Below are 24381 nucleotides of genomic sequence, written 5' to 3'. Positions count from 1 at the left end.
GTCAATCGGCGAGCGTGAACGAGCGAACGCCGCTTGCCATTTCACGGAGCTGCCCGCCCGTGAAGCGCTCGGCGATGACCGTCCAGTAATAGACGCCTGGCGGCAAGTTCTCCACGGCGATGCGCTGATCCGCAAGGTCGACCCGATCGACGATCGGGTCGCGCAAATCAGCGGTATGCGCGAGCACGAACCGAAAGTGAGCCTCGGCGGCCGAGTGGGCGAGCGACCACTGGAATTCATAGTCGCGGCTTCCCTCGCGCCGCGCGGAGGTCGCGGTCAACTCGTCACGCTGGCGCTCGAACTCGACTATGCGCGGCATCCCCTCGAGGCCCTCGGCGTCGATGGCCGAAATGCGGAGGAAGTAAGTGCCGTCCGGCAGATCGGTGAACGACGCGTGCGGCCCGTCGACCCGCGCTTCGCGAATCGCGTCGAGCAGGTCCGCGTCGCGGCCGATCTGCAAACGATAGCCGCGGCTCGCCGGCAGCGGCGCAACGTCGAAAGCGACCGTCGCTTCGTCCTGGATTTTGGCTGGGTCCGTCAGCTCCGGTGGGGGTAACAGCTTCACCGGCGCGCCCACGCTGCCTGACTCGCGCGTGATGTTGCCGAACCCGCCGTGCACGAGCTGCAACGTTGACGGCATCGGACAAAACGGCGCCGACGAGGGGATCGCCGACGCGATCGGCGCTTCGCTCTCTGCCTGGCCAGCCTCGTCGACGGCGACGGTACCGTCGAGCACTTCGACCATGGTGGCCGAGCGCTCGTAGTTCACGCGGAAATGTGTGCCGCGCACGCCGGCGACGACGGAAGGCGAGTGAATCTCGAAACGATCGTCTTTGCGGGTCGCGTGCGTGACGCCGTTGACCACCTCGCCACGCTGCAAATCGATTACGCGTTCCGTGGCGCCCGTCAGCGCCGTCTTGCGCAGCGTATGGAGTTCGATCGTGCTGTTCGGCGGAAGGCTGGTATGCGTACCGTCGCCAAATTCGAGCGTCACGAAGCCGTTTTGCCCCGTGCGTACGGTCTCGCCCTCGACGATCGACGCGTCGGGCTGTAACGGCGTGAATGGACCATTTGCGGACGAACGCTCAACCGGTCCGCTGAGAGCGGCCACGCGCACCGTCAGCAGTTCGTGCCGCAGCAGTCTGGCGGGCAGCTTCAGCACGAGGCCGGCGGGCAGGCGGCGCGGTGCGTCGAGCTTGTTGAGTCGGGCGAGCGCGTGCCAAGCGTCGACGCCGCGCAGGTAGTGGTCCGCGACCGCCAATAGCGTGTCGCCTTCTTTCGTGACGTAACTCACGGTGGCCTCGGGTGTACCGAGGCGCTCCGCGTAGGAGGGCGAAACGCCGAGAATCGCGGCGGCCAATGCGACGAACGCAATGACACGTATGTGGGTGTTCTTCATGAGGTAATTCAGGGGTCGCTTACTGCGATGGAATCGCGGCGACGTGTTCTGCTGCAAGGCTCTCACCCACGACCGTTCCGACAGCGCAGTGCCAGCGCGCGGACAGGCCGTAGCTAATCAGACTTATCTCAAAAAGACAATCCGGACACGTACCGGCTAGCCGAGCGAGCAGGGCGGCCCGCAGCGTCAATGAACGAGCCTGGGACGGCACAATGCGGCATCTACGAGCGCTCGGGCCATGAACTGGTAGGTGTCCGACTGATGCTCGATTTCGCCGGAATCGATGAGTTCCTGCATCATCTCGATGACCGCCGACGGGGCAAGCGTGCCGTCTTCCCATGAGACCATCTTGTCAAGCATGTCCATCGGTGCTCTCCATGATCAAACCGCTGCGGGCGATCGCGTCCAGCGCCAGCTCGCGATGGCCGGACACGGCATAGGAGATCGCCTGCGCTGCGACATCCATCGCGTGCCGGTCGTGGCGGTCGCGGGCCTGTTCGTAGACGACTCTCAGAGAACCGACGAGATCATGCAACATGGTCTTTCCCTCCTCGAACTCACTCCGGGCCACGATGGAGCGTGTCGGCTGCGGCCCTGAGCATCGACTCGAACTTCATCCGCAAGCCATGCGCGATGGACGAATCTCTGCCGTAAAACCGCCGCGCAATGCCGGCGTCATAGGCGGCCAGCGCGAGTTGCAACTCGTCCAACTCGTCTCCGCTCTCTCCGATGCCTCGCTGCAGCAAGGTGTGAACCGTGGTGCGCAGCCTGTGCAGTTCGGCCTCCGTCTTCACCGACGCCGGATCGCCGCTCAATCGTCCGGCAGCATCGGGCCGATCGATCGTTCCCATGAGTGCATCCACCATCTGCTCCTTGCGCGGGCTTATTGCCGCTGCTCGAGTGCCGCCGTGCCGAGGTAATAGCCTTGTACCCATCCCGCGCCGGCTTGCTGCACGACGTGAAGGTCGGCGAGGCTTTCCACTCCTTCGGCGATGACGTGTTTGGCCGTGCTTGCCGCGAGCGAGATCATGCGGGCGAGCCTTGCTGTCGTCCCCGCGCTTTTGCCGGCCTCCGTCACGAGACTGCCCGCGATCTTGACGATATCGGGGGACGTGATTTCCATGGCGGTGTGAACGCCGAAGCCGACACCGAAGTCGTCGACGGCGATGCGGCATCCGAGGTGTTGGAGCCGGGCACAAAACTGGCGTCCGCGGCCTCGCTCCATCGGTGCCGACTCGGTGATTTCGACGATGAGCCTGCGCGCAACGGCCGGCGCTTGCTCGAGTGCCGCGAGCGTAGGTCCCCAGATCTCGTCGATCGTCGCGCTTTGAGCGGAAATATTGACGCCGAGGCAGAGGTGGGGGTGTTGGCGCAACTGCTCGATCGCCTGCGACACGACGTGAGCGTCGAAGTCGCGCATCATCTGCAACCGCTCGAGGCTAGGAATGAAGCTGGCGGGATAGAGGATTTCGCCGCTTGTGCGTGAAAGCCGCGCGAGGCATTCGCGGTATAGCTCGAGCTCGGTGTCGAAGACGCTCCGTACCGGCTGTGTGGCAAGCAAGACCTGCCCGGCGCGCATCGCCTCGGATACTTCTCGCACCACCTCGATGTCGCTCAGGGCCAGCATTGCCACCTCGTTCTACAGCGATAAACATTGACTTTCCGTCACTGTAGTGGCCGGTGTGGATGTGACTCTGAATTTTTGTCAACAGTGGGCGTACGCTGGCTGCGATTACCAGGTTCGGGGGAGAGAGGTAAATAATTTGGAATGCGAAATATATGGGCACGCGCCAGCGCACGTGTTACGCGCCCGCGATTATCAGCCTTGCAGGGCTCCAATCAACACCTAAACCAGCTGGCTGCCTTCTGGTGTGATCCAGCTGGCGACCGAAGCACGCAAGACCTCAGTAACGGGTCCTGACCTGCTCGCCCTGTTCGATCCGAATCGAGTTCTCTGATGGGGTGGCATTTTTGTACTTCCCTAGGCCAACCGCTCGCTCTTCCTCGTTCTTTTCGGCTGAGCCGAGCTGTTCGTTCATCTGTGTGAGCGCCTTGGATCCGTGTGCGAGTTCGCCTTTGAGGATTCGTTTCGCATGAATCAGTTCGTGCGCTAAGCTGAGATACGCTTTGTCGTCGGAGTCGGAGCGGCCGCAAGGCTGGCCATGCTCGGATTGGTGGGGCGTGCGAAAAATAGACGCGACACGCGAAGTAGCTAGAATTACCGAGCAATTGATAATTCTTGCTGCAAACATTTGATCCATGGAGGAGGGTTGGTGGCTTATCGAAGTCAGAATATTGGCAAGCACAGCGTGCTTATTTACTCGGACAGCGCGACTATCCTGTCGTGCGAGGAGGACGCCATTGCGCTAATTAGCACGGCCTGGGAGCATGAAGCAACGTGGCTGGCCTTGCCGGTTCAGGCAATACACGACGATTTCTTTCGACTTGAAACGCGCTTGCTGGGGAATATTACGCAAAAGCTGGTCAACTATGGTCTGAAGCTCGCGATCATCGGCGACATCAGTCATTGGCAGATGCGCAGCAACGCACTGCGCTCGCTGGTGTATGAGACCAATCGGGGCAGCGCGATCTGGTTCGTTGATGATCTTCAGGCGTTGGAGCATAAGCTGACAGCGGGCGCTCATTGATTGCAAATGCCGTGAGCGCCGTCGTGCCTGGTAATTGGTCTGCAACATTCCGCCGAAATACGCGTTAGCTTGCTCGGAGCTCAGCGACTACTGGACGCAGCACAAGCCGTCGATCCAAAAAAATGAAACTATGCCGTGTAATCTAGCGCGAGCCGAATGGCAGCCTCGACCGGCGAGTAAGCGGCATTCGCGTGTTCCAGACTCAACGGCTCGCGTGGTATCAGAGCTGGCTGCGCTAGGAAGCGCGGCTGCGAGCCCCGGTGTGGCTGCGCCGCGTGAACGAGGAACGGATGGCAGAGATAGACCGTCCCGGCGTCGCCGGTGGCCAGTATTTCCGTCCGGCTTTCCGTTTCCGGCAGTTGGGCAACCAACTCACGCGTGGTCAGGCCCGCCTCGCCGGCCGGTTTCAACATGCGTGCGACATCGAGATGGGATCCCACGCGAATGCGAGTAGGCGCATCCTGCTCATTTACGTCGGAGAACAGGAAAAGCATCAACAGGGCGCGGCCCTTCGAGCTGACATTAACCCGCCAGTCCATGAAATCAGGCTTTTCCCAATCGAAGCTCATGTCCACATGCCAGCCGGCGTCACCAGGATCCCGCAGCGAGGGAAATCGAACCGGGAACGTCCCTATCGCCGTACAGGGCAGCCAACGGTCTGTACCGACAAGCTGGTCGAAGGCCGCGCGGAGGACCGGCGTGTTGGCTGCTTGGACAAAAGGTTCTTGACCATATACACCAAGCCGTATGACAGGCTCGGTCCAAGTCGCCTGGTTATTCGGATCGCAGCCGGTGTCCCGCCACAAAATCGCACGCGCCTTCTCTGCCAAATCACGTGGGAAGGCTCGTTCGATGCGGACGAAACCATTCCTAATGAAATGCTGAATCTGTGTGTCGTCCAAGATGCCGTGCTGGGGGCTGTCGAAAGGCATGAAATCTCTCAATTTCGCAAGTTGCCAGCACGTTACCAGTTTCTATCTTTGGCTGCGTCGTCGCGAGTAGCTACCGAAAGGGCGCATGGAACGCGCCAACGGGTTGATCTACTACTGTCCCATTCGATTCTGTGCCGCCGTTTCCTCGGAATGAGAACGCGGTGGCGTCAGCGTGAGGCTATTCGTCGTGGGGCCGCGGAAATTCCGTCTTCACAAGGTGCACGTCGACTGCACCTTGGAGCGCCTGATGCGCTATACCCGTATGGTAGTCCGGCGCGGGAACGCCAGTGACCGAATGAATGTCGCCGTTCGTTCGCTGAAAATGCGGCTCTATCCCCATGACGCTAGGCACCGACTGCATGCGTGGCCCAGCAAGGTGGCCCTGGGCGCTAAGGATCTGGTCTACAGCGTCGGCTTCATGGGCATGTTGCTCGGGCACCATGACACTAGTGAATTGCGAAGGCGCGATGCCACTCCTCGTGGTTTCATGTGGCGTCGCTTGCGTGGATGGTGTATCAGCCCAAGCCGTCACCATAAACGTGTTTTCCATGCGCTGGCTGGCCTGTTGCCGACCGGTCGCGGTCAGTTCCGGGGCTGAGTTCGATTGCGCGACAAGACTAAGGGCCTGATCGCGGGACATGTTCATGTATTCCATGAGTTCCTGAAGCTGTCCGCGTTGCTGTTCAGACAGCGCCCCCTCGATTTCATCTGCCGTCTGTTGCCGTGTCTCCATATCCAATGGACCATGGCCCGCGCGCTCCAGTGCGACCGAAAACGCGCCGTTATGCGGGGCTGAGACGGCGTACATAGCATGCGCTAGAGCTTGTTCCTGGTTAGAACTTTGCGGCACTCGGGTGACGTCGACGTCGCCGCGCTGAACTACGCCATCGTTCGACGGTGCATATCCGATATGCCTGTTTTGCATCGCGCTTTGTGACAGGATGCCGTTCAACCTCACGCTGCGGTATGTCTGCGCGAAGGCGGAATTAGGCATCGCCGGTACCGTGCTGCTGCGCGGCTGCGGTAGGCGATCATCACGAGGTAATTGTTGACGCGATAGATCACCCGGTAGGTACGATGGCGGACCACTTTGATCATCGAACGAATGCTCCGAATAACTGGAGCTGGTCGATGGCCCTACTGGTGTACTGTTGTTAAACAATTTGATCCCCTTTTTTAACAACCCATGGTAGGCATTGGCAGTGCTAACGGTATCGAGCTAATCAGATGCCGGCGCCTGAGGGGGCGAAGCCGCGTATCGATTGGCGAAGCGGCTGTTTTTGCTGTCGAGGAGGAGTGCGCGGACGACATGGCAGGACTACTCGAAGATCAGAAGCGCACCCAGCACGACACTAATGCGAGCGTCAACTCCGACGAGAGGCGCAAGAAGGGACAGTGAAGGCGCGTCATGCCGCGTTATATCTACAACGCGCTGCGAAATATGCGGCGGGCGCTTGCCGCACTCGATTGGAGCCGCGCGCGTGCCGAGCGTCGACCAGAGGCTGCGACAAGTGAAGTCGCGCCGAACGTCGGCGGCGTGAAGAGCTATCTGAGGGGGGCGGAGGAAGTCATATGTAATTTGACATAATCCCAATTATCGAACTTTTGGTCATATTGTAAGATAATTGAAAGATCAAGTGCTCACGACACGCTCCCCACGAAACTACACCAACTCTCGACGCCCAAGCCGCTATTGTTAAGCGGCTTCTTACATCTGAAGCGCATAAGAATTAGCCTTGAGAGATCAGTATGACCTTCCGCAAGCCACTTACGCGGCACAACGCCGCACCCTTAGCCGAGTTCCTGTACTACGCCAACGGCCTTCCGATGCGGTACCTTTGCCGCACACTACAGCGCCATGAGCGCACGATCAAAAGCTGGATGAGCGGCCAAGCGGTCATTCCGCCCTGGGCCGTTGCCGTACTTCGCTTACGACTGCTCGAACGCGATCTGATCCGGGATCAGATGGGGCTGACTGCCATCGAGCAAGAACAGCGCTTGAAAAAGCCGCAGCCAGTCATTCGGCCACGGCCCGCAGCCAATGAGGAACAGTTCGCCATTCAGCTACGACTTGACATCGCCTAGCACATCAAACCAAGCATTACTGGCGCTTTCGCCAGAACCACGAGCGCTTTTCGGCAGACGGCGTGTCCGTCGCGCCGGAAGCGCCCTCAGTAGTTAGAGCAAGGTGCTCTTTCAAAAATGGCGACCGTCCGGCAAGGATCAGCAGAATCATCCCACCGAGCCGGCGCGCGAAATCATCGTCTACCTTAAAGCCAAAATCTTCCAGAGGTACATCAACGCTAGTACTTTTCGCGAGCGCCTCCGCAACGGCTGTTTGCGAGACGTGATGATAGGAAATAGATTTAGTTTCTTCGTTGAAAAGCGTAATAACGCATGTTTTTGGCTTTGCTTCCATTAGTAGCCTCTACACTGTTGATACCGCTGGAAAGCCCGTTGCGCGCAGCTCTGAAAATAGGCCGGACTTTGATACATGGCGCGGGCCGCATTACAGGCCTCCATATCCTCCTCATATTGCGAGAAACACTCACCCTCGTCTTCCTCACTCACTCCCCGAGCCGCCAGCTCGTCGACCTGACCACTAGCGAAAGCGCCAGTGTACGCGAACGGTTGTACGCCCTCGAAAGTGGATGCTGGCACAGCAGCAGGTGTATCGGCAGGCTGAGCAACCGGCACCGCCGATGCTTCCGTCCTCACGATGGGACGACCACCGTCAGCAAATCCCATTGCGGCAAGTTCACCAGACGTGTATGACTCAAACATCCTCGTCTGGCTCGCGTGCATGACCGGCTGAGGGGAACACCCACATGCGCAAATATCGCCGTCTAATGCCGGCCGCTTACCCATGAAATTATCGTCAGGCCAGCGCGGCCCTTTGGCTACGATTGCTCCGGTTGAATTACATGCTGGGCAGCCAACTTTGGCACCGAGGAACGTCAGCTCGGCACCATCGCATGTCATACCATCTATGCCTTCCTGCACCACGCCATTAACGGATGACTTATCACCCTTGCGGAGGTAGCAACGCTGCATTTTCCGAGCACCCCTGTGGTTTTCGAGCCCGAAATGTTTGCAGTATTTCAAGAATTTGTCGAATGATTTTTTTGAAAAATGCTGATTGAATAAATGGAATTTGTGCGATGCAGCGTTGATGCTTAACGACTATGAGGCATCATTCGCTAGCGCCATTACTCTGACATTCAAACGTTGAATTCAACCGGAGGCGGCTATTCAATTCTAATTGCGGAAGAAAGGTGGTGGGGTGTCCATGTCTTTTAAATTCATGGCTTGCAAAATAACATCAGCGGCATCAACGTAAGGTCCGGGATTGAATGGCCTTATGGTGCACTCCTCCGAGCTAAGTGTATTCATTAGTCCGGTAATGAACAAGGCGAATTCGGCATATGGCGGCATATTCGGGACGACCTGCGCTCCATGCCATTTTCCATCTGCAAAAAACCAATAGCCTTTACCCAAAACACAAAGGACCACACATGGTGGGAAATGATCCTCCGTGTACTTTAAATATCTTTCCAACTCATCACCGGCAATGTCGGAGGAGAAAGCAAGCAGCACGGTTGCAGGCATCGAGCCGCATGTTATCGAACCATCTGCTTCCCTCTTTGGATACGACTTCAACCCGGCGATTGCGCGAAACTTCTTGTTTGCGTCCCTAATCTCCGTAGCGGTGAGCGTAGATTTGACCTCGAATACATACCTGACACACTCAACGGGGAATAGCCCGAGCTGACCGCTGAAGAACACGGGGGGCGCTGTCCTTTTGTGATAGACGACAATATCCGCTTGGTCGGACTTATTTTGGAGTGAATCGATCACCTTTCCGCTTCCGCATCGGAAGCTCTGAGTAAGAAACGGCTCGATGCACCTTTTCGCCGCCAACTCCCGTATCTCCCCGGACAGCCCGTGATGGCCCGTATGAGCCGCTAGCTTGTCCGCCTCAGCCTTCGCAGCCCCGATCAAACTAGTTATAAAGTCAAAGTATGGAGTGGTCATCTCGTCGTGTGAGCGTATTTGCCTACGCAAGCATACTCTCTACTGGCACCCTTTGGTGCTATCAGTTCTTAACAGGTGATGTACTGACGAGCGACCCCGATGCGTGGACGAACTGATATTCACCTCCGAAACGCGCGATGACTTTATCGGGTCGGGATGCGCCTTTCGAAATTCATTCTGTATTTCCTGTTGCCATCCAAAACACGCCTATTCCCTGGTTCCAGTAGAACTGAGCCCCGTCACACGTCGCGCCGTTACCAAGGACGCATTGATGCGCGGCCACCACCGCGTCACGTGCGCCAAACTCCGGGCCTAGATGCGCATACGTGGTCGTCTCTGGCAGCACGATGCCCCGGCTCGTCCAGTAACGCTTCTTGTTGAACGTTGTCGCGTCCGCGTCCTTGCCGACGTACTTCGCGATGTATGTGGCGATCCGATGCCGCATGGCCCTGCCCTTGCCGCCGATACGCTTGAAGATGGCGTTAGCCTTGCCGCCACGAAAGCTGTCGTTCACGGTGCCATCCGTGCCCGACTTCCTGATCACCGACAGCCAGATCGAGCGCAGCAGTTTCCAGTTCTGCCGACCGCTGACTGCAACGTGAATGTGCCAAGCGCCACGCTGCTGCCGCTCGAGCACGGCCACGTAATGAAAGTCTTGCATCGCATTGAGGCGACGCCGGAATGCGTCCCACCATTTGGCCCATACCTCGATGCGCGTTTCGTTTGCCCGCGTTGAAAGCGTCAGCATGCGATCGGCACGGATCGCCTTGCACCGCTTGCGGATCATCCGCTTGGAGCGCTCGATCGACGTTTGCAGTGACTTTGCCGCTTTGGCCGAAGCGTCTTGCTCGCTCTCACCCTCAGCGACTTCACGCTTGCCTCGTGCGCCCCTAGGCAGTGCTCGAATAGCCTGGAAGTGCCGCCACACCCGTACGCTGAAGGCGGCCACCTCTTGCTGCCCATCCTCGAACCGTTGCGTGCGCACGACGTATTCATCCCAGCATGAGCCGTCGACGAAATCGGGCAACACCTCACCACGCTCGTGTGCATCGAGCACAGCGCCCGGCTTGCTGTACTCCTCATCCCAGCTTTCCAGCGAACGAACGTCAGGACGCTCATACCCGACAACCACGCCATCAACTACAATGGGCTTGCTCACGTTGGATACCCTCATATCCGATGTTTGTCACCGCCCGGGATCGCGCCAACGATCGCCGGGTTTTTCTTTTCTGTTGCTACCTTCTGCGGTCCTGCTAGAGCCCTGCTGCGGCTCGTTTCCGTTAAGTGTTAGAGGTACAAGTTTAGGCGCGCTGCGCGCGCCGGCCTCTGCGGCCTCCGGCTCGCTGGAGGCCCGCGCACGCTCGCGCCCTACTCGTCCTCAACACCATCGGCCAGCCGTCCTACGCGCCATCTACGAGCCTCTGCTCCGGCCCAACACGTCTACACACCCTAGACGGAGCGCTGCGCGCTGTGGGCGCTCGCCGCGCGGCGTTTTTCCCGCGCCATCGTCATCGCTCGCTTGCCGCCAGTCCGCCGAGTTCTTCGCCATTAGCCGGGCACGGTAGCGCACGTCCGCCCGCTGGCCGGCGCGGTGCGCCTTCAAGGGGGTATCCGTAAAAGTCGAACGGCACGACTTTTACAAACCCTCCCCCTTGACCCGCGTTCGGCCGCGCTCTACCTCGGCAGCGGGCGAAAGAACTCGGCGGACTGGCGGCAAGCACAAACGCTACGGCTGTGCGGGAAAAACCGGGTTGGCCGGGCTCCTGAATCTAACGGCCCGGCAGCCTCAACACCTTGGAGCGCACCATGATTCAGCTTTCCCTGCTTCTTATCGGCGGCATCGCAACGGCCCCTTTCTGGTTCGCCAAGCCCAAGCGCCGCGCGTCCATCAAGCGCCGGGCACCGCTCACGCCCTGGCGGCAATTGAACCTTCGCCTATACATCCGGCCGCTCATCCGCAAGGGCAATTACTTCACCTGGACACGCCCCGACGGTCGGCAGTTCGTATGCCGCAACATGCGCAGTCTCGTGGCTCGCGTCATGGACTACGACGGCCACTTGCTCCAAGGCTTGCTCAAAGCTGCCCGGCGCTAGAGCGGCTCTCCTAGTTACGCTCGGCTACAATGCGCCGAAACAAAACGCCGAGGAATAAATGAGCCTGGACGATCGCGACTGGTACCGAGAAGAAATGAAACGCCGAGCGAACCCAAAGCCGGCGCAATCCGGATACGTCCACCCCGCGCTACAGCACCTGCATAAGCCGCATCGAATCCGCCGCTACGCTCCCGCCCTTGCCTTTTGGCTTGCCGTTCTGATCGGCCTTTACGCAGTCAGCAGCCACCTACTGCGCGCTCACACCTTTTGAACCTGCAACACGAGCACGATTTCCGTGCGACCCTTGCTCGCGCCTTTACCGTCGAGAAACGACGGCAGCCATGGGAAGCGATTACGGGCGTCGCTGGCCGTGTCCTGCGTCAAACCGCCAATCACGACGACCTCGCCATCAGCCATGCGCATGCTGGTCTTCATTTCGCGCGTGTGCTTGGTCGGCGAGCCCGCAACGCCGGTCGTCGTCGCCACGAAGTCGGACAGCTGCTCGTCGACCGCCATATCGATTGAGTCGCCGACGATCGACGGCAGCACGTCGAAGATCAAGCCTGCGTCCTGGTACGTCACGGATTGAACCGGCGCACCGCTCGTGCCCTGGTAGCTGACGCTGCCGAGCGTCGGCACCTGTGCGCCCACATTCAGCCGTACGTGCTGCCCCGACTGCACACGCACATGCGGGTTGCTGATCTGCCGGAAGTTGGTCGTGCCGTTTAACGCCGTGATCGCCGCATCGATATGCGGCCCCGCAAAACGCAAGGAATTGCGATCGGCCGTCGTGTCACCATTCGAGATCGAAAGCGCCCCACCCAGCACGTTCACCGCGATCGAAAACGCGCTGCTCTTGGAGTCGTTTTCAGTGACTTCATAGACCCAGCCACGTACGACCAGCTCACCGGGCGACACATCCAGCTCGGGCAAGATCGCCTTGAGCTGCGCCACATCATCGGCCGAGCCGAAGAACACGACCTCATCGCCGGAAGCGACAAGCTGCTCCGCTGCGGTCACGCTCGGCACGCGAGTAGTTGCCGCTCGATCGTTCGACGCAGGCAGCATGCCGGCCGTTGACGAGGCGCTATCGGGGGCACCCGCGCTAGACAAGTCGAGTGCACCCGGCAGCACACCAACCGCCCCGCGCGAAGCGAACAATGGCCCGAGCACCTGCACGAGATACGCGGCTGAACGGTGCTTCGCGTGATAGACATAGTGCGCGGGCGGTGTGCCCTTCGTGGTGTCCGCTCGTCGACCGATGAAATCCACACCGTCGCGCGTTTCGACCTTGAAGCCCTGCGACTCCAAAAACACCCGCACGAAGTCGTGCAGCTCGTCGCGCTTGCCGTCCCACTGGAACGACACCAGCCGCTGATCCTGCAACACCTCATTAGAGATCACGTGCGGCACGTGCAGTGCTTCGCCGTAAAGCAGGTCGACCAACTGGCCCACGTTCACGAACCGCAGATCAAATGCGCCGCCGTGCATGTGTAACGGAGCGGGCGGTGCAGACGGCACACCCGGCAGCGTCGGCAACGGCGGTATGCCCTGCGGCAGCAGTGCATTCTCGACGGCACCACACCACGACGCCCACAGCAGCAGCAACCCGACCAGCTTCCTCATTTCCCCGTTCCCCCGAGCATCTTTGCCGGCTGCTCAACGCCGGTCCATACAGCCACCTGCACGCCGTCGACCGCCCCCTCAAGACGCAGACCTTCGCCACGAAACCCTTCGCGCGGCACTGAGCGCACCCGTCCTGCGGCATCGGCCAACAGCACATAAGGCATGCCGTCAATCGCGTAGGCGCCGACCAAACGCCATCCATCGCTACGCACCTCAACAGGAGCGGATGTCGGCCCGGCAGCCGCAGGGCTCGGAACGGCTGCACCGTTCGACTTCGTGCCCATGCCCACGACACTCCGGTATCCGAGCCACACGCACACGACCAGTGCAACGAGCGCCACGGGGATAACAAAGAGCACTTTCGGGACCACGGCCTTCGGCTTCGTGTGCAGTTCGGCGCTCGTGTACAGCTTGAAAACGTCCTTGGGATAGGCCCACCACGTCTTTACTGCATCCTTGAGACTGCCGTTCGGATTGCGCGTGCTATCCCACTCATAAAGCAGCGCTTTGTTCATGCCGAGCATCCGCCGCACGTGGACATGCCGCCCAACCAGATCGCGGATTGTCTTGTTCATCCGCTGAGGGTGCTGGGTAATCAGGATGAAGTCGACGCCGAAATGCCGGTGCACGTGCAGCTTTTCTATGTCTTCGGTCGGCTTGGTGCTCACGCTCACGGGCGGCCAATAGCGCTGCACTTCATCAATGATCACCACGTCGTTCGGCTGCACATGCTCGGGCCATTGACGCACCCATGCCTCATCGACCTGCACATGATCGATCGCCAGATCACGGATGCCGTCGACGACTACCCGCCGACCTTGTTTCACGAGCTTGCGTGCCAACCACACGGCGTAGAGCGTCTTACCCGAGCCGGGCACGCCGGTAATGAGCGTAATCATTTGATGAACCACCTCTTGGCAGCCGACGCACCCGCCAGCGTGACGCGCGCCGTGATCGCTCCGCCGATGTAGCTCATGGCCTGGAACAGCCCACTAAGCGCCAGTATCGACAACAAATCGTTAGGAATGCCGCCGACGTTCGTACTCACCCAGCCGAGCGCCGTGTTCACCGCAAGGTCAATCCCCGTCACCGTCAGCACGCCGACACCAAGCGCTATCAGCCCCTGAATGATCATCGGCCCGACGAGCGACATGAGCCATGCTGCGATGGTCATTTCAGGCGCTCCATCATGCTGTCACTTGCTTGTGCTTCAGCACCCGACAGGGCTGACAGCCCATGCCACGCGAGCGCCAAGCACAGCACCAGCAGCACCACGCATACACCACCCACGATGAGCCCGTTTCTCATGACTTCACTCCTCCAATGACAATCATTGCGGCCGCTATCCCACCCAGCGCAGCGACCAGCGGCGCTACCTTCTGTACAAGCGTGCAGACCGGTGAATAGTCAATCGCATACGGCTGCCCGAACAGACTGAACGTCACCGGAGCGGGACAGCTCGCGGTGGCCGGCCCGATCCGCCACGGCGATAAACCCACATTCACGGTATTCGACGGCAGCGCCCCGGCTGATGCACTTCCCCACTGCGCACAAAGCAGAGAGGCAGGATTGATCGTGCAGGGATCGGTCGTCGACGGCGACGATGCCCCGGAGCCCGAACCAGCACCTGTACCAGTGCCGGAGCCTGTCCCTGAACCCGTACCGGTCCCAGAGCCGGTACCCGTGCTACCGCTTGGGCCTGAGCCATCGGAAGCTACGCCGCTCGACGGGATGTAACCGACCTGAGAAGAGCTATTGCCTTGGCCTGCCGAGCCGGGGCCGACGCCCAGCACATCGCCAACCGTGGGCGCAAACGTCGGATTGCTGGCTTCCCACGAAGTCACGTCCGACGCGGTAATAGGGTTCGCGGGGTCATAGGGCACGCCGGTATAGCCAGGGCGCGAAGAAGCCCGCTGCCATGCCGCATTGACCATGCTAGCCGTCGTTTGCGGATCGGCTCTTTGCGACAACTCAGAAGATGGGAGCGCGGTAACAGCTGCCGACAGGCTTGACGTTGTGCCTTGCATAGAGGCGCCAAGCGCCGGTTGTAGATTCGGCGCAGTACCGGTGCCGACGATGAACTGCACCTGCTGTTGCCCCGAACCGTATACGCCCGTTAAATCTTGGTCGTTCATCGCGCAGTTAACGCCACCACCCGGCAGAGGCGAAACGGTACAAGTGCCTTTGAACGTGTACGCATACGCCGGCTGACTCTTCGCCGCGGCGCCGCTCGACAGTTGCGCTTGTCCATGCAATGACGCGTTCTGTGCCCAATACGTGGCCGCATCGGCAAGGCTTACGAAGTCGACTTCGTAGCTCTGCGTGCTGCTCAGGTCCGTGGGGTTCGCGTAGACGTAGGCGCCGAAATAGGTAGCCGGCGGCCCTTGGTTCACGTATGTGACGTTTTTCGTGGTGGGATTGAAGAGCCACGACCAGAGCCGATCGACCCCGAGGAAAACAGCAGCTTGGACGACCGCACTGAGTGCCGCGCAGCCGACGAATCCCCAAAGCCCACCGGCACCGCACGTTAGGCCTGCAACAACGTCCGCTGCCAAGGCCGAACCGATCCCCTTGACCGTGTTTGCGATCACCGAATCGGCCGCCTTGTACCCACGCGAGATCGCCTTACCGGTCACGAGCGCGCCCGTCTCGATCTGCGGCTTACCGAGGGCCACCTGCGATCCGCGCACTATGCCACTGCCGATGATGTTCGCCTTGGGCGTGCCGTCGAACACGATATAAGACGTGTCGCTCGTCCACGCCACGACAGGGGTCTGCGCCTGCGCCAATCCAATAGCCATACACAGAACGAACGCCGCGAGTACGCGAATCATTGTGCCCCTCACAGAAACAGAATCAGCCCCACGGCGTAGCAGGTCGCCACGACGCACCCGAACGACACATAGAACCAAGTCATTACGCCTCCCCACTGCTATCGATGAATGCCCTCAGAACTCGGACAACCCAAGCCGTCGCCATGACGAGCAACATGGCTCCGCCCACTGCAAGCCCCGTCGTCGAGCCGTCGGCGGCCTGGTCGTCGATCGTGCGCACCTGCACAAACAAGGTATGGCCTGCGCTATCCACGCCACAGCTGACCTGCTGCCCGCCAATCTGCGCATACGTCACGCCGCTTGCTCCACCCGGCCCGCAGACCACCTCCGAAAAGCCCGGCATCACGCCCCCTCAAACAAAAAGGGCGTCCCCTTGCAGAAACGCCCCTGGCACACGCACTGAGCCTATTACCGGCCCACGAAGCCCTTCATAAGCCGGTAACCCAGCGCAAGGACTGCCACCGCAATTAGTGCTCCGCCGATCGCCGAAATCCCCACCGTCAGGCCGTTGATCTGCTGCACAGCCGCCGTCGTGTCAATCGTGCTCGCCGGCGCGCCCGCCGCATCCGCCATTGCACTGCCGGCCGCTGCCGCCAGACCAAGACCCACCACCAACAGCTTCTTTTTTGTCATTTCTTCTTCTCCCTGATTTAGCCCGTCCGTTAGGAATCGTCCGATCGGGCCAGCTTCGAACGATTCGACTCTCAACGTGATCGGTGAGCTAGGCCGCCCATTCAGCGACCCAGCGAACCAGCGAGCGTTAAGCCGCTGCTCCCCCTACCCCCGCACCCGCCTTGGGCTTTGCAGTGGGCATGCCGAACGGTTGCAGCGACGTGATGCGCGGTTCGAGCTTGCCGTCCATCGACTGTGCGAACGCGAAGTCGGCTAGGTACTCGCCTGCATCGATGGCCTTGAGGTGATCGGGCAAATTGATCGTGCCGACGAGGATCTGCTTTTGCCCCTCCACGTCCTGCTCAAGCACACATTGCGCCGCGTAGATCTCCCAAGGGTTGCCCGTGCGCTTCGCAATACCCGAACGCTTGATGACTTGAAGGACCGACAGTTTTTGCTTGTTCATTCGATACTCCGAAAAATTAGTAGTGCTACTCAAATAGGCTGATCGACTCGCGATGCCCTACACGTTTGCGCATTCAGCGCGGTTTGATTAACGCTTGCTTGCTCTCAGATCACTGCATGCACCGCAACTGCCCGCGCGATCGACACCGCACCACGCGCACAGCTCTACTACAACTTCGACCGGAAGCGACCACGTATCTCTTCGGCGAACGTCTGCCGGCAACGACCGCGCCTGCTCGGCAAGCTGGCCGGAAAACAAATCCGGCGTTACCTCATCATTCAGACACTTCGCCATGGCTTCCCCGCTTTCGCCCCATCGCTAAAAAAGGCGGGCGGTCAATCTGACTCGACTCGCCCGCAAAACAACCGCGCTTTCCGAGGGTAAAGTGCGCGATTGGCTACAACTAGGCGCGCATATCCCGCGCTGCACCGGAACCGACGCAGTACAACCGAAATGGATTCATGCGCCCATCGGCCTCAACCGGGATGACGCGGGCTAGCTCGGCTGTGATCCCTTGTTGCTTCAACTGCTCACGCCCCTTCTCACAGGCGTCCCACGGATTACGAGCCGTGATCTGCACCGCGCCGATTCGGTGGTGCCCGCAGCTCGTGTACGCATACACTCGATATACGGCCATCTATAGTCCTCAGTTTGTGAAACCGACACGTCTGGTGCGTTATATTCGTTGCTTCCCAATTCACGAGTTGCAATATGGATACGCCATACATCGCTCAAATAGTGGTCGGCACCGTTGCTAAGGAGTTCGACGAAGGCTCCAGCAACCAAAAGGACGCTTGGGCATTCCTCAGCTCGGAAATCGCAAAGCACGAAAACGAAGTTGCAGTCGTAATAACGAGAGACGACGAGGAGCGAATCGGCTTGGTATGGGCGAACTACTCCGCACTGCCATTCGTCGAAACGCAAAAGCGCTTTCGCGACTACCTTGCGCTACTCGGCTTCTACGAGTACGACGACTAACGCAAAATCGATTCGCACCCGGCCAGCACATCAAGCACCGCAGCGCTTCGAATCTTGTCCACCGATGCGCTGCCGGGTAGAACCGAGCACCAACCATCCCTCACACGACGCCAGGGCACCCGCCCGTTGCACAAGACGCGAAGGAATCTCGCCCCGTTTTCCAGCCGATCGACGAAGGCAACCGGCGCACCACCGGAGACGGCCAACAGGTCACGAACAGCTGCATATCCGCGCGAAAGTGTCGATTCATCGACTTCATCCCGGTACATCAGCGTCAGCAACGTCAAAGCACACTCCATCCAAGACCTCCTACGGGGTTTACCTTTTCCGAGGTGCTGCTAGACTTCGGGCAGACCATCTGGACTAAGGCTGACCGGCCTAAGTCCGATCGGACAAATGAATACTAGTCCGTTCGGACAAGTTCATCAATCGGAGATTCCTATGACGTATGAAGAATTGATAGAGAGCGTGCTGAACGGCCGAAGCGTGAACCGAGCGGCGAAGGAAATGGGCATCGCTCAAAAGTCACTAGACCGCTATGTGAAGGGCGAACGTCTACCGGACTACACGACGGCTGCGAAGTTCGCGAGGGAGGCCAACGTATCACTTGGCGACGTGATGTTGATCATGGTGCGCGAAGAGGAAAAGCGTAAACCTTTGAAAGAGATGGTCGCAGCGGGTTTTCGCTTGCTCACTAACGCCTTGAATCGCCTATTTACGGTGCTCTCAGCCGCGTAATAGGTGCGTTAGTGAGCATTTGACCTCTTCCCAATTATCAATTTTTTTGTTGTTAGAGCTATATGCAAATGTCGTGTTCTGGCTATTTAGAAATGTCGCGTTTTGACCTCGGTATGCTTGGCAGCTCCCTGCGGGACAACGGAGCCGGCCATGCATTCGACTGCACTGGTGACATTGAACATGCGAGAACTCGACCGCTTGAAGGTGATCCAGGCCGTGGTGGACATGGGGCTCAAGCCTGGGCGCGCGGCTGAGCGCCTCGGGCTGACGGTGCGTCAAGTCGAGCGGCTGATCGAGCGCTACCGGGAGCTTGGCGCAGCGGGACTGGCCTCGCGTAAGCGTGGCTGCCGAGGCAATCGCCGGCTGGACGAGGATGTGGCCCGGCGAGCGCTGACGATCATCCGAGACCGCTACGCGGACTTCGGTCCGACGCTGGCCTGCGAGAAGCTATGGGAATGCCACGGTATCCAGCTGGCCAAGGAGACCGTCAGGAAGCTGATGACGGACGCCGGCCTGTGGGTGCCGCGCCGGCAGCGCCCGCCCAAGATCTATCAGCCGCGGGCCCGCCGCGCGTGCCTGGGGCAACTGATCCAGATCGACGGCAGCGAGCATGCCTGGTTCGAGGAGCGGGCGCCGGCCTGCACGCTGCTGGTGTATGTGGACGATGCGACGAGCCGGCTGATGGCGCTGCACTTTACGGCCACCGAGTCGACCTTCAGCTATTTCGAGGCGACGCGCGCGTATCTGGAGCGCTACGGCAAGCCGCAGGCCTTTTACAGCGACAAGGCCAGCGTGTTTCGCAGCACTAAAGCCGATGAAACCGGCAGCAGCGTGACGCACTTCGGGCGGGCCATGTACGAGCTCAATATCGACACGTTCTGCGCCAACACGAACTCCGCCAAGGGGCGCGCGCACTTGACGCTGCAGGACCGGCTGGTGAAGGAGCTGCGGCTGCGCGGCATCAGCACAGTGACCGGGGCCAATGCGTATTCGCTTACGATTGCTCGAACGCGATCTGATCCGGGATCAGATGGGGCTGACTGCCATCGAGCAAGAACAGCGCTCGCGGAAGCCGCAGCCAGTCATTCGGCCACGGCCCGCAGCAAATGAGGAACAGTTCGCAATCCAGCTTCGACTCGACATCGCGTAATCGAGTCGTCACCAGCCGGCCGCCAGGGCTGGCATTCAATCCTTAGCCGGCGTGAACTTGAGATGCGGCTTAAGCTCAGGATTCGACAGCGCCAGCAAATTCAACGTTGCCCCGCCAAATCGACGCACAAACTCGTCGTCGAGGTTGTAGTCGTAATCCTCAAGCGGCAATTCGAGCGGAAAAAGGCGTTGTGTCACGGCAAGCACTTTATCAACTTCAAGCGTGTAAGAAACCAGCGCCTGTTTTTCGTCAGACCACATCACCACCACGCACTTTTTGTCCGGGTGTTCCGCCATTAGTACCCCCTGCATCGCTGGTAATTTTCAAACGCACGCTGTGAACAGGCATCCATAAACCGTTGCCCGCCCATGGCGCTCCGATACGCCATACATTCGTCCATCTCGCGTTCATACTGGTCATTGCACTCAGCTTCACCGTGCTCGCTTACACCACGAGCAGCCAGCTCACCGACCGGACCATTTCCGAGAGCGCCAGTGTAAGCGAATGGCTGCACGCCCTCGAAAGTAGATGCTGGCAAAGCGGCAGGTGTATCGGCAGGCTGAGCAACCGGCACCGCCGATGCTTCCGCCCTCGCGACGGGACGACCACCGTCAGCAAATCCCATTGCTGCAAGTTCACCAGACGTGTATGACTCAAACATCCTCGTCTGGCTCGCGTGCATGACCGGCTGAGGCGAACACCCGCACACGCAAATATCGCCGTCTAATGCCGGCCGCTTACCCATGAAATTGTCATCGGGCCAACGCGGCCCCTTGGCTACGATTGCTCCGGTCGAATTGCATGCTGGGCAGTCAACTTTGGCGCCGAGGAACGTCAGCTCGGCACCATCGCACGTCATACCGTCTATGCCTTCCTGCACCACGCCATTACCGGATGACTTATCACCCTTGCGGAGGTAGCAACGCTGCATTTTTCGGGCGTCCTGGTAGTTTTCGAGCCAGAAATGTTTAGAGTATTTCAAGAATTTGTCGAATGATTTTTGCGGCTCATGCTAAGTGAATGGAATTATCGATGGCTCACTGAGACGCAAAAAAACGCCGGTCCATTCGGGCCGGCGCAACAGAATGCAATTCCGCTACGAGCTATGCTGCTGGCGCGAGGTTATGCGACGCCCAGGTCCTCACCTCAGCAACAAACACACGGAATGACAACCCGCCCCTAAGTCCGTTCGAAACAGCCTTAACCACAATGGCCCTGACATTCAAAATGTCGATGACGCCAGAGCCAAAGTACTCAGCTGGTGGTAAAGCTAACTTTTGATTGCTACTGCCCACGATCGTACGGTTAAACCCGGCGGCTTCCATTCGCTGATGAAGATGTTTGTAGTCGTCCTCAGTCGGCGTCGCTGGGTTGTGAATTAATTCAATTCTTACCAAGAAATCAGTCATAACGTTTCCTTGAACAAAGACCGACCATGCAGATATTGCCGGCAGTCGACCAAACAAGGAGCCACGCTATAGCGTGGTCCCATGAGCACTCCTCACGGAGTCACTAGGTGTTGCTCGTCAGCGCATGCTTACGAGCCATGCTCCTCTCGAACACTACTTTTTCGAGAAGATGTGCGCTGTGTTTGGCCTTGAACAAGGTCTAACGGAAAACTACACTCCGATTGCTGCAGACCGAGGGCGATTTTCAGAACAGCGCTTACCGAAACCGCTCAAAATGGGGGAGCGTGTTTGCACCACAATCCCCCAAATTCCCTTTGCCTTCCCGCCTCATAGCTGCCCCCTTTGCTCCCTAATTGTCGCAATCATGCGGGCACAACATGTAGTACTCACCCCCGGGAAACACTACCAATAGTAGTGGGGCATCCAATGACTTTCAACTGAATTATTTGTGTTCTGACGCTTGACTTTTCCTTGGCTTGCACGCGAGCTGGATATTTTATTTTGTCCACCTTTCGTGAACGAGAGTTTGATATGAACATTTAATTCAGTTTGTATTTCCGGTCGCCATCCAAAACACCCCTATTCCCTGGTTCTAGTAGAACTGTGCTCCATCACACGTTGCGCCATTGCCGAGCGCACATTGATGGGCAGCCACGACGGCATCACGTGCGCCGAACTCCGGGCCGAGATGCGCGTATGTCGTTACTTCGGGCAACGCAATGCCCCGGCTCGTCCAGTACCGTTTCTTGTTGAACGTCGTCGCGTCCGCGTCCTTGCCAACGTACTTCGCGATGTACGTGGCGATTCGATGCCGCATGGCCCTGCCCTTGCCGCCGATCCGCTTGAAAATAGCGTTTGCCTTGCTACCTCGAAAGCTGTCGTTCACCGTGCCATCCGTGCCCGACTTCCTGATCACCGACAGCCAGATCGAGCGCAACAGCTTCCAGTTCTGTCGACCACTTACGGCCACGTGAATGTGCCAAGCACCACGCTGCTGCCGCTCGAGCACGGCCACGTAATGGAAGTCTTGCATCGCATCGAGCCGGCGTCGGAAGGCGTCCCACCACTTGGCCCATACCTCGATGCGCGTTTCGTTTGCACGCGTCGAGAGCGTCAGCACGCGATCGGCACGGATCGCCTTGCACCGCTTGCGGATCATCCGCTTGGAGCGCCCGATCGACGTTTGCAGCGACTTCGCCGCTTTGACCGAAGCGTCTTGCTCGCTCTCATCCTCAGCGATTTCACGCTTGCCCTGTGCGCCCCTAGGCAGTGCTCGAATCTCCTGGAAGTGCCGCCGCACCCGCACGCTGAAACCTGAACGAGTTCTGGGCCCGCCATGCTCCTACCGAGGACGCGATCGAACAGCGAATGGAGGAATGGCAATTCGCCTCAACTGGCGCTGCCCACATGGCTCGCTTGGTGGCAAAGCGCCCGTCGATCGCATCGCAGAATTGGGCGACGTCACTCCTCTCGCGGCGGACGTGGAAGGCGCGTACGATGAGAGGAAAGAGCGAATTCGGCACTGCGAATGGCGTGTCGACAAGATCCTTGCCGAACATCATCGGCGCGTGTCGGAACCCGTGTCTCCTATCGGTGGCACAGGTTTCGACACGCCAAGAAAACGGCCTTCAAGAAAGTGAAACAATGTCTGTGAATCGCACAGATCAGGAAATCCTAGCTCACTACTTCCTTTGCAGCCTTAGCCTTCCGCGCCTTGTTCCTGGCGGCCTTGATGACTTCCAGGGATCGCGCCCCGCGGCGTTTCGGAACTTTCATTCCCTTGACGCGTATCCCGTGTTTCAACAGGTATTTCCCGGCCTGCGTGGCGTTCCCCATGTGCTCGGCCTCCACGTAGCGGGCGAACGATGGGTACATATTGAGCACGTTCCGCGCTTTGGTAGCGGCATCCTGCTTTTTGCGTTGCTTGTCCGCGCGTTCGGCGTCGGCGGCCTCGATCAGTAATCTAACCCGGTCCGCGTCCATTCCGTTCGCTTCCACGGCTGCGCGGATGATCGGCAGGTGCTCCGCCCGGATCGATGGATAGTACGCCTCCGCCACGTAGACATAGCGCTTGCTCGTTGTCCAACCGCCCGCCTTGCCGAGGATGTGGCCGCGATCGGAGGTAATGTCGACCAACCCCTCAACAGTCCCTCCCGCAAGGTTGATAACGATGTCCGGCTTCGAGGCGCCGCCCATGCCATCGGAGTGCTGCTCAGTCCAGGGCGCTGGCATCTTCGCTGCACGCATGAGGACGTAGACGCGTTCTTCGATGGCGTTTCCGGCGTGGGTCAACGCCATCGGGCTATTTCTCTGGAGGAGCTCGAGGAACGCCACCCACCGGGCGCCTTTCCATTCCCCTACGTGGCCCGTCATCAGCTCGTCGTAAGCCCGATCGACAAAAGCGCTCACCTGTTGGGCGAAGGTTCTACACGTCGCCGTTTGCTCCTCCGTTGCCTCCCCCCCGTGCTCGAAGTCTTCGTCAAGCACGCGCTGCACCACTCCGCCCGGCATTGGCCCTTGCGGATGAGAGGCGCGCAAATTCAAAGGCACGGAATCGCTGCGCATCTGGGATGCTCTCGCCCCCATCACATCGGCCTCATGTTCCAGCCCCTTGTCATCGTTGACTGGCGTCCCCGCCCCCATCTGCAGTGTGGGCCTGACCCTCCTCTTGGCCTGCTGTACCAGATGCCAGGCTTCGTGCGGGAGATGCTTTTCCTGTCCTGGGGCGAGATGGATATCGGCTCCCTGCGCATACGCCAGCGCCCGCATTTGGGCCGGTCTGGCGGAGTTGTAGTGGACTTTGACCTTGTCCATCGGCAAGCCGGAAAGGTTTTCAATCCCGGATTTCAGATCGTCCGGCAGGCCGGTTGAATTGATATCCGGCGCTGCCCGCCGTATCGGGGAGGACGCGTAGTGATAAGCAGCCATCGCGGTGACGTGATTGTCGCTGCGTTGCTGTATTACCACCGGAGCATCAGTCGGGCTTGCTGCAACGTTTATCCGATGGCGTCTATGCGGTTTGAGACAGGGCGGTTCACGGGTCATTTGCACGATCCTTATCGTTGTCTGAACGCCGTGCGACGCGAAGCTATTGGCAATGCAGGTTTTTAATTCTCGCTTATCAGAACCGTCCTTGCCTATGCTGAGTATGGCCAGATGTCCGATCCTCACCTCGCGCTCAACGAAAATAGCATATTTCCCGGAGTAAAAAACTGCCCTGAATCGGCATTAAACAGTCGGCCCCGAACAATTCGTTTTCGCCCAGGGATGAGGTCAGGCCGCCGACGGGGCGCGGCGGTTTCGAAGCTAAGCAAAGCGATGAGACTCAGGGCGTAAAAAATCTCGAAATCAATGAGCACTTTGACCGGATTTTCTTGTGTGCAACCGCTGGTTGCGCAATCGAACCGAAAACGTGAGGCATCGGTAACTCAGATTGACCAAACAAACCGAGGCGTTGCAC

General features: G+C 59.1%; 31 protein-coding genes and 2 pseudogenes. 7 read left to right on the top strand and 26 right to left on the bottom strand.

Annotated elements, in window-relative coordinates; genetic code table 11:
* Window position 1: 1 nt before the first annotated feature.
* The 6 genes from D7S89_RS16030 to D7S89_RS16005 form a co-directional block, all read right to left on the bottom strand.
* Entirely contained in the window at window positions 2-1399 is a 1398-nt protein-coding gene (locus D7S89_RS16030) for a FecR family protein (RefSeq protein WP_121278707.1), read from the bottom strand.
* Between the two features lie 186 nt (window positions 1400-1585).
* Entirely contained in the window at window positions 1586-1765 is a 180-nt protein-coding gene (locus D7S89_RS16025) for a hypothetical protein (RefSeq protein WP_121278705.1), read from the bottom strand.
* A complete protein-coding gene (locus D7S89_RS16020) occupies window positions 1752-1937 on the bottom strand; it encodes a hypothetical protein (RefSeq protein WP_121278703.1) in 186 nt (61 codons plus the stop codon). The genes D7S89_RS16025 and D7S89_RS16020 overlap by 14 nt, the downstream gene beginning before the upstream one ends.
* Before the next feature lie 19 nt (window positions 1938-1956).
* A complete protein-coding gene (locus D7S89_RS16015; protein WP_147426676.1) occupies window positions 1957-2250 on the bottom strand; it encodes a hypothetical protein in 294 nt (97 codons plus the stop codon).
* Between the two features lie 32 nt (window positions 2251-2282).
* Window positions 2283-3026: an EAL domain-containing protein gene (locus D7S89_RS16010; protein WP_121278700.1), complete on the bottom strand. Its 744-nt coding sequence runs from the start codon at window positions 3024-3026 to the stop codon at window positions 2283-2285.
* 277 nt (window positions 3027-3303) lie between these two features.
* Window positions 3304-3660, bottom strand: coding sequence for a M91 family zinc metallopeptidase (locus D7S89_RS16005; protein ID WP_121278698.1), 357 nt, complete (start codon window positions 3658-3660; stop codon window positions 3304-3306).
* Window positions 3661-3672: 12 nt separating this feature from the next.
* Here D7S89_RS16005 and D7S89_RS16000 point away from each other — a divergent pair, with 12 nt between their 5' ends.
* Window positions 3673-4047, top strand: coding sequence for a DUF4180 domain-containing protein (locus tag D7S89_RS16000; RefSeq protein ID WP_245982964.1), 375 nt, complete (start codon window positions 3673-3675; stop codon window positions 4045-4047).
* Window positions 4048-4175: 128 nt separating this feature from the next.
* Here D7S89_RS16000 and D7S89_RS15995 read toward each other — a convergent pair whose 3' ends face one another.
* Window positions 4176-4979 (bottom strand): phytanoyl-CoA dioxygenase family protein, encoded by an 804-nt coding sequence (locus tag D7S89_RS15995; protein WP_121278696.1) that lies wholly within the window; start codon window positions 4977-4979, stop codon window positions 4176-4178.
* Between the two features lie 178 nt (window positions 4980-5157).
* Window positions 5158-5973, bottom strand: a complete 816-nt coding sequence (locus D7S89_RS15990; protein ID WP_121278694.1) for a hypothetical protein — start codon at window positions 5971-5973, stop codon at window positions 5158-5160.
* Window positions 5974-6728: 755 nt separating this feature from the next.
* On the opposite strand from D7S89_RS15990, the gene D7S89_RS15980 reads away from it, so the two are divergent.
* Window positions 6729-7064, top strand: a complete 336-nt coding sequence (locus tag D7S89_RS15980; protein ID WP_121278690.1) for a hypothetical protein — start codon at window positions 6729-6731, stop codon at window positions 7062-7064.
* A gap of 16 nt (window positions 7065-7080) precedes the next feature.
* Here D7S89_RS15980 and D7S89_RS15975 read toward each other — a convergent pair whose 3' ends face one another.
* The 4 genes from D7S89_RS15975 to D7S89_RS15960 all read right to left on the bottom strand — a co-directional run bounded on the left by D7S89_RS15975 (window position 7081) and on the right by D7S89_RS15960 (window position 10071).
* A complete protein-coding gene (locus D7S89_RS15975) occupies window positions 7081-7398 on the bottom strand; it encodes a hypothetical protein (protein ID WP_121278688.1) in 318 nt (105 codons plus the stop codon).
* Window positions 7398-8084, bottom strand: coding sequence for a PAAR domain-containing protein (locus D7S89_RS15970; RefSeq protein ID WP_121278687.1), 687 nt, complete (start codon window positions 8082-8084; stop codon window positions 7398-7400). The genes D7S89_RS15975 and D7S89_RS15970 overlap by 1 nt, the downstream gene beginning before the upstream one ends.
* A gap of 153 nt (window positions 8085-8237) precedes the next feature.
* Entirely contained in the window at window positions 8238-9014 is a 777-nt protein-coding gene (locus D7S89_RS15965; RefSeq protein WP_121278686.1) for a DUF6602 domain-containing protein, read from the bottom strand.
* A 172-nt stretch (window positions 9015-9186) separates the two neighbouring features.
* Window positions 9187-10071 (bottom strand): rolling circle replication-associated protein, encoded by an 885-nt coding sequence (locus D7S89_RS15960; RefSeq protein WP_121279006.1) that lies wholly within the window; start codon window positions 10069-10071, stop codon window positions 9187-9189.
* A 749-nt stretch (window positions 10072-10820) separates the two neighbouring features.
* On the opposite strand from D7S89_RS15960, the gene D7S89_RS15955 reads away from it, so the two are divergent.
* A complete protein-coding gene (locus D7S89_RS15955) occupies window positions 10821-11108 on the top strand; it encodes a hypothetical protein (RefSeq protein WP_121278685.1) in 288 nt (95 codons plus the stop codon).
* Between the two features lie 258 nt (window positions 11109-11366).
* Here the strand turns inward: D7S89_RS15955 and D7S89_RS15950 are convergent, their stop codons facing one another.
* The 8 genes from D7S89_RS15950 to D7S89_RS15920 form a co-directional block, all read right to left on the bottom strand.
* Window positions 11367-12734, bottom strand: coding sequence for a type II secretion system protein GspD (locus tag D7S89_RS15950; protein WP_121278684.1), 1368 nt, complete (start codon window positions 12732-12734; stop codon window positions 11367-11369).
* Complete coding sequence (locus tag D7S89_RS15945) at window positions 12731-13582, bottom strand: zonular occludens toxin domain-containing protein (protein ID WP_425470823.1); 852 nt, start codon at window positions 13580-13582, stop codon at window positions 12731-12733. The genes D7S89_RS15950 and D7S89_RS15945 overlap by 4 nt, the downstream gene beginning before the upstream one ends.
* 47 nt (window positions 13583-13629) lie before the next feature.
* A complete protein-coding gene (locus D7S89_RS15940) occupies window positions 13630-13908 on the bottom strand; it encodes a DUF2523 domain-containing protein (RefSeq protein WP_121278682.1) in 279 nt (92 codons plus the stop codon).
* Complete coding sequence (locus tag D7S89_RS27480; RefSeq protein WP_183085221.1) at window positions 13905-14042, bottom strand: hypothetical protein; 138 nt, start codon at window positions 14040-14042, stop codon at window positions 13905-13907. Before D7S89_RS27480 ends, D7S89_RS15940 begins: the two co-directional genes overlap by 4 nt.
* Complete coding sequence (locus tag D7S89_RS15935) at window positions 14039-15499, bottom strand: virulence factor TspB C-terminal domain-related protein (RefSeq protein ID WP_147426675.1); 1461 nt, start codon at window positions 15497-15499, stop codon at window positions 14039-14041. Before D7S89_RS15935 ends, D7S89_RS27480 begins: the two co-directional genes overlap by 4 nt.
* Window positions 15500-15650: 151 nt before the next feature.
* Window positions 15651-15911: a hypothetical protein gene (locus tag D7S89_RS15930; RefSeq protein WP_121278680.1), complete on the bottom strand. Its 261-nt coding sequence runs from the start codon at window positions 15909-15911 to the stop codon at window positions 15651-15653.
* A gap of 65 nt (window positions 15912-15976) precedes the next feature.
* Entirely contained in the window at window positions 15977-16201 is a 225-nt protein-coding gene (locus D7S89_RS15925; protein ID WP_121278679.1) for a major capsid protein, read from the bottom strand.
* Between the two features lie 127 nt (window positions 16202-16328).
* On the bottom strand, window positions 16329-16646 hold the full coding sequence (locus tag D7S89_RS15920) for a cellulose synthase (protein WP_121278678.1): 318 nt from the start codon (window positions 16644-16646) through the stop codon (window positions 16329-16331).
* A 711-nt stretch (window positions 16647-17357) separates the two neighbouring features.
* Between D7S89_RS15920 and D7S89_RS15910 the strand changes: the two genes are divergently transcribed.
* Window positions 17358-17624: a hypothetical protein gene (locus tag D7S89_RS15910; RefSeq protein ID WP_121278676.1), complete on the top strand. Its 267-nt coding sequence runs from the start codon at window positions 17358-17360 to the stop codon at window positions 17622-17624.
* Here the strand turns inward: D7S89_RS15910 and D7S89_RS27195 are convergent.
* Complete coding sequence (locus D7S89_RS27195) at window positions 17621-17911, bottom strand: hypothetical protein (RefSeq protein WP_147426674.1); 291 nt, start codon at window positions 17909-17911, stop codon at window positions 17621-17623. The two genes, D7S89_RS15910 and D7S89_RS27195, sit on opposite strands and share 4 nt — an antisense overlap.
* A gap of 154 nt (window positions 17912-18065) precedes the next feature.
* Here D7S89_RS27195 and D7S89_RS15905 point away from each other — a divergent pair, with 154 nt between their 5' ends.
* Window positions 18066-18362, top strand: coding sequence for a helix-turn-helix domain-containing protein (locus D7S89_RS15905; RefSeq protein ID WP_121278675.1), 297 nt, complete (start codon window positions 18066-18068; stop codon window positions 18360-18362).
* Window positions 18363-18512: 150 nt separating this feature from the next.
* A pseudogene (locus D7S89_RS15900) lies at window positions 18513-19355 on the top strand (ISNCY family transposase); the annotation flags it as partial.
* A gap of 192 nt (window positions 19356-19547) precedes the next feature.
* Here D7S89_RS15900 and D7S89_RS15895 read toward each other — a convergent pair.
* The 4 genes from D7S89_RS15895 to D7S89_RS15880 form a co-directional block, all read right to left on the bottom strand.
* Complete coding sequence (locus D7S89_RS15895) at window positions 19548-19808, bottom strand: hypothetical protein (RefSeq protein ID WP_121278674.1); 261 nt, start codon at window positions 19806-19808, stop codon at window positions 19548-19550.
* The gene (locus D7S89_RS15890; RefSeq protein ID WP_121278673.1) at window positions 19808-20494 is read right to left on the bottom strand and encodes a PAAR domain-containing protein; all 687 of its coding nucleotides are present in this window, start codon (window positions 20492-20494) and stop codon (window positions 19808-19810) included. Before D7S89_RS15890 ends, D7S89_RS15895 begins: the two co-directional genes overlap by 1 nt.
* 121 nt (window positions 20495-20615) lie before the next feature.
* The gene (locus tag D7S89_RS15885; protein WP_121278672.1) at window positions 20616-20921 is read right to left on the bottom strand and encodes a hypothetical protein; all 306 of its coding nucleotides are present in this window, start codon (window positions 20919-20921) and stop codon (window positions 20616-20618) included.
* 592 nt (window positions 20922-21513) lie between these two features.
* Complete coding sequence (locus D7S89_RS15880; RefSeq protein ID WP_245982960.1) at window positions 21514-22221, bottom strand: rolling circle replication-associated protein; 708 nt, start codon at window positions 22219-22221, stop codon at window positions 21514-21516.
* A gap of 11 nt (window positions 22222-22232) precedes the next feature.
* Here D7S89_RS15880 and D7S89_RS15875 point away from each other — a divergent pair.
* Window positions 22233-22561, top strand: a pseudogene (locus tag D7S89_RS15875) (IS481 family transposase); the annotation flags it as partial.
* A 34-nt stretch (window positions 22562-22595) separates the two neighbouring features.
* Here D7S89_RS15875 and D7S89_RS15870 read toward each other — a convergent pair.
* Window positions 22596-23966, bottom strand: coding sequence for an eCIS core domain-containing protein (locus D7S89_RS15870; RefSeq protein ID WP_121279004.1), 1371 nt, complete (start codon window positions 23964-23966; stop codon window positions 22596-22598).
* Between the last annotated feature and the right edge of the window lie 415 nt (window positions 23967-24381).

The organism is Trinickia fusca (assembly GCF_003628145.1).
GTDB classification, from domain to species: Bacteria; Pseudomonadota; Gammaproteobacteria; order Burkholderiales; family Burkholderiaceae; genus Trinickia; species Trinickia fusca.
Note: the sequence above shows the minus strand (reverse complement) of the source record. Positions and strands in the feature narration are given on the sequence as shown.

Coding starts and splice junctions, on each gene's coding strand:
- D7S89_RS15995 (WP_121278696.1), bottom strand. CDS start 4,979: ATGCCTTTCGACAGCCCCCAGCACGGCATCTTGGACGACACACAGATT.
- D7S89_RS15990 (WP_121278694.1), bottom strand. CDS start 5,973: ATGCCTAATTCCGCCTTCGCGCAGACATACCGCAGCGTGAGGTTGAAC.
- D7S89_RS15980 (WP_121278690.1), top strand. CDS start 6,729: ATGACCTTCCGCAAGCCACTTACGCGGCACAACGCCGCACCCTTAGCC.
- D7S89_RS15870 (WP_121279004.1), bottom strand. CDS start 23,966: ATGACCCGTGAACCGCCCTGTCTCAAACCGCATAGACGCCATCGGATA.
- D7S89_RS15905 (WP_121278675.1), top strand. CDS start 18,066: ATGACGTATGAAGAATTGATAGAGAGCGTGCTGAACGGCCGAAGCGTG.
- D7S89_RS15965 (WP_121278686.1), bottom strand. CDS start 9,014: ATGACCACTCCATACTTTGACTTTATAACTAGTTTGATCGGGGCTGCG.
- D7S89_RS15950 (WP_121278684.1), bottom strand. CDS start 12,734: ATGAGGAAGCTGGTCGGGTTGCTGCTGCTGTGGGCGTCGTGGTGTGGT.
- D7S89_RS16015 (WP_147426676.1), bottom strand. CDS start 2,250: ATGGGAACGATCGATCGGCCCGATGCTGCCGGACGATTGAGCGGCGAT.
- D7S89_RS15930 (WP_121278680.1), bottom strand. CDS start 15,911: ATGCCGGGCTTTTCGGAGGTGGTCTGCGGGCCGGGTGGAGCAAGCGGC.
- D7S89_RS16030 (WP_121278707.1), bottom strand. CDS start 1,399: ATGAAGAACACCCACATACGTGTCATTGCGTTCGTCGCATTGGCCGCC.
- D7S89_RS16020 (WP_121278703.1), bottom strand. CDS start 1,937: ATGTTGCATGATCTCGTCGGTTCTCTGAGAGTCGTCTACGAACAGGCC.
- D7S89_RS16025 (WP_121278705.1), bottom strand. CDS start 1,765: ATGGACATGCTTGACAAGATGGTCTCATGGGAAGACGGCACGCTTGCC.
- D7S89_RS15895 (WP_121278674.1), bottom strand. CDS start 19,808: ATGGCGGAACACCCGGACAAAAAGTGCGTGGTGGTGATGTGGTCTGAC.
- D7S89_RS15925 (WP_121278679.1), bottom strand. CDS start 16,201: ATGACAAAAAAGAAGCTGTTGGTGGTGGGTCTTGGTCTGGCGGCAGCG.
- D7S89_RS15910 (WP_121278676.1), top strand. CDS start 17,358: ATGGATACGCCATACATCGCTCAAATAGTGGTCGGCACCGTTGCTAAG.
- D7S89_RS27480 (WP_183085221.1), bottom strand. CDS start 14,042: ATGAGAAACGGGCTCATCGTGGGTGGTGTATGCGTGGTGCTGCTGGTG.
- D7S89_RS15975 (WP_121278688.1), bottom strand. CDS start 7,398: ATGGAAGCAAAGCCAAAAACATGCGTTATTACGCTTTTCAACGAAGAA.
- D7S89_RS15940 (WP_121278682.1), bottom strand. CDS start 13,908: ATGACCATCGCAGCATGGCTCATGTCGCTCGTCGGGCCGATGATCATT.
- D7S89_RS15885 (WP_121278672.1), bottom strand. CDS start 20,921: ATGACTGATTTCTTGGTAAGAATTGAATTAATTCACAACCCAGCGACG.
- D7S89_RS16010 (WP_121278700.1), bottom strand. CDS start 3,026: ATGCTGGCCCTGAGCGACATCGAGGTGGTGCGAGAAGTATCCGAGGCG.
- D7S89_RS15955 (WP_121278685.1), top strand. CDS start 10,821: ATGATTCAGCTTTCCCTGCTTCTTATCGGCGGCATCGCAACGGCCCCT.
- D7S89_RS15920 (WP_121278678.1), bottom strand. CDS start 16,646: ATGAACAAGCAAAAACTGTCGGTCCTTCAAGTCATCAAGCGTTCGGGT.
- D7S89_RS16005 (WP_121278698.1), bottom strand. CDS start 3,660: ATGGATCAAATGTTTGCAGCAAGAATTATCAATTGCTCGGTAATTCTA.